4 protein-coding genes and 1 pseudogene are annotated in these 2,437 nt (G+C 68.0%); 4 read left to right on the forward strand and 1 reads right to left on the reverse strand.

The window, feature by feature from the left end; genetic code table 11:
• The 4 genes and pseudogenes from ACFVX6_RS40760 to ACFVX6_RS40775 form a co-directional block, all read left to right on the forward strand.
• A pseudogene (locus ACFVX6_RS40760) lies at positions 1-99 on the forward strand (sensor histidine kinase); the annotation flags it as partial.
• Positions 100-209: 110 nt separating this feature from the next.
• Positions 210-641, forward strand: a complete 432-nt coding sequence (locus ACFVX6_RS40765) for an ATP-binding protein (RefSeq protein ID WP_389699635.1) — start codon at positions 210-212, stop codon at positions 639-641.
• 379 nt (positions 642-1,020) lie between these two features.
• Complete coding sequence (locus tag ACFVX6_RS40770; protein WP_389699636.1) at positions 1,021-1,224, forward strand: hypothetical protein; 204 nt, start codon at positions 1,021-1,023, stop codon at positions 1,222-1,224.
• Between the two features lie 346 nt (positions 1,225-1,570).
• Positions 1,571-2,020 (forward strand): SRPBCC family protein, encoded by a 450-nt coding sequence (locus ACFVX6_RS40775; protein WP_389699637.1) that lies wholly within the window; start codon positions 1,571-1,573, stop codon positions 2,018-2,020.
• Between the two features lie 120 nt (positions 2,021-2,140).
• Here ACFVX6_RS40775 and ACFVX6_RS40780 read toward each other — a convergent pair.
• Positions 2,141-2,437, reverse strand: a 297-nt coding sequence (locus ACFVX6_RS40780) for an SCO5918 family protein (protein ID WP_389699638.1), incomplete at its 5' end; no start/stop codon positions are given.

A 2,437-nucleotide genomic window follows, 5' to 3' on the forward strand; every position in this document is an offset into this window, starting at 1 on the left:
GGCCGCGGCCTGTGGATGATCCACCAGCTCTGCGATCTGGTCGAGATCCGCGCCGTGGACGACGACTTCACGCTGCGACTCCACATGGCAACGCCGTGAGAACGGCGGCCACCTAGACTGTCACGAGGCGGGCCAGAGAGCACGGACCAGTACCAACGTGGGGGTGCAAGACATCGGTGGAGACCATCGGACCGGAAACGGGTGATCCGTTGAACGCAGGGCTTCCCACGGGAGGACAACGCCGCAGGCTCGCCCTGACGGGTGTCCGCGGCGCCGTCGCCAAAGGCCGCGACTTCACGCGCGAGGCCCTGCGCGACTGGGGCTGGGACGGAACGGAAACCGCCGAGGACACCCTGCTCCTCGTATCCGAGCTGCTGACCAACGCCTCCCTGCACGCGGACGGCTGCCACGAGCTCGTGCTCACGGCCGGGGAAACCCTGCGCATCGAGGTCTACGACGGCACGACCACACTGCCCAGCCGCCACCCGGCCCCGCGGCTCGGCATCCCGGGCGGCCACGGCCTGTACATCGTGGAGCGCTTGTCCGACCGTTGGGGCACGCACGCACATGAGAACGGCAAGGCCGTCTGGGCCGAGATCGAGGCATCCCGACTGAAGTCCGGCCGGCCCACCGGTCGATGACCGGTACGGCGCACTCCCACTCGTACGCTCAGGCGTCCGCCCGGGCCAGCAGCTCGCCGACTGCGACAGGCTCGGGCAACCCGCCCATCGGAGTCGAGCAAGGCCGACAACGTTCCATGTGGCGCGAACCCTCGTCCCCGTGAGCCGGACTCCGTCAGGGAGTGAGCACCCCACGCGTCGCCCGTCGGCGCCGTGGGCGGCGGGGTCGCCACCCGGTCAGGGTGGCGGCCCCGCTGTCGCTCTGCTGCGACGACGGCCCCTGTGGTCAGGCGCCGTGGCAAGGACCGCACCAGCCGGTTACTAAATGATGCGATCTGTCACTTTACGTGTCAGGTTGGCAGGGAAGAACCTTCCACCCCGCATCAGAGGAGTCGCCGACATGGGCGGTAAGCAGGACAAGCACCAGGAGCCGGGCAAGAGCCGCGAGGAGCAGGAGCGTATGCGCTCCGGCCAGGACCCCGTACACCCCGGCGCCGGCCAGGAAAGCACCCGGGGCAAGAGCCCTGAGGAACTCAAGCGCCGCGGCCAGGACGAAATGAAGCGCGAGCGCGACCAGGACCAGATCCTCGACGACGAGCTCTGAGCACAGAGCCCTCGCGTCCACACACGCAGGACCCGGCCGGAGGCCTAGTCACCATCACACCGGCCGGGTCCTGTCATGCCCCCGCACTGTCCTCCGCCTTGACGGCCCCGTCCCGCCCTCACAGGTGCCTGCCTCTCAGCGCGTCCGTCACTCCGCAAGCAGCTTTGTGGGGGCGGTTTGGCACGCGAGCGCTGTCAACCGAACGGTGGAGCAGGACCGCCCCTTCGGGGAATGCCGGCTGACGCCTCGGGGCAGGCGAGACCGCGACGGGCATCGATGACGTGCTCTGCCCGGGCCGGACGCACCCGCACCAGCCCGCCCACCAAGACACAACCAGGAGGACCGCATGTCGCAGGTCAAGGAATCCATCGAGGTAGACGTCCCCGTCCGGACCGCGTACGACCAGTGGACACAGTTCGAGTCGTTCCCGCAGTTCATGGGTGGTGTGGAGCGGATCGAGCAACGCACGGACACACTCACGCACTGGGTCACGAAGGTCTCCGGTGTCGAGCGGGAGTTCGACGCCGAGATCACCGAGCAGATCCCCGATACCAAGGTGGCCTGGGTGACCGTCGGAGGCGAGAGCGAGCAGTCGGGATTGGTGACGTTCCATCCCATCGATCCCACCCACACACAGGTCACGCTGATGATGGACTTCGACCCCGAGGGCATGGCGGAGAACATCGGCGACAAGCTCGGCTTCGTCGACCGTCAGGTCAAGGGCGACCTCAAACGCTTCAAGCACTTCATCGAAGACCGCGGCACGGCCACCGGCCAGTGGCGAGGACGGGTCTGACCTGACCTTGCTCCTGGCTACCCATCTGCGCTTCCCTTTGGGTACGCGGGAGGGCCCGACCTGTGTGTGCCGGTCGGGCCCTGTTCGCTGTTCGGGTGCGGCTCGTGGCTGGCCCACCCGTCAGGCGGTCACGGGGGTCCCGAGCATCGCGGAGGCCCGCTGAAGGGGGCTGATCATGCGCGTGGCCACGGCGGTTTGGGGAAGGCTGCCGCGGCAGGTGAAGCCGAGCTGGGTCATGGCCCGCAGGACTTCACCGACGCTGAAGTCGCGGCGATCCTGGCGGGTGAGGACCTGGCCGACCTGCTTCACGGGGTAGACGCGACGGCCGATGATCACGGAGTCGCCGACGATCTCCTCGGGCTTGATGCCCTTCATCGATTCCAGGACGCCGCTCTTGGTCAGTTCGAACGGGAAGCG

Origin of the sequence: Streptomyces sp. NPDC058289, assembly GCF_042880975.1 — a bacterium.
Classification (GTDB): domain Bacteria; phylum Actinomycetota; class Actinomycetes; order Streptomycetales; family Streptomycetaceae; genus Streptomyces; species Streptomyces stoeckheimensis.

Coding starts and splice junctions, on each gene's coding strand:
- ACFVX6_RS40775 (WP_389699637.1), top strand. CDS start 1,571: ATGTCGCAGGTCAAGGAATCCATCGAGGTAGACGTCCCCGTCCGGACC.
- ACFVX6_RS40770 (WP_389699636.1), top strand. CDS start 1,021: ATGGGCGGTAAGCAGGACAAGCACCAGGAGCCGGGCAAGAGCCGCGAG.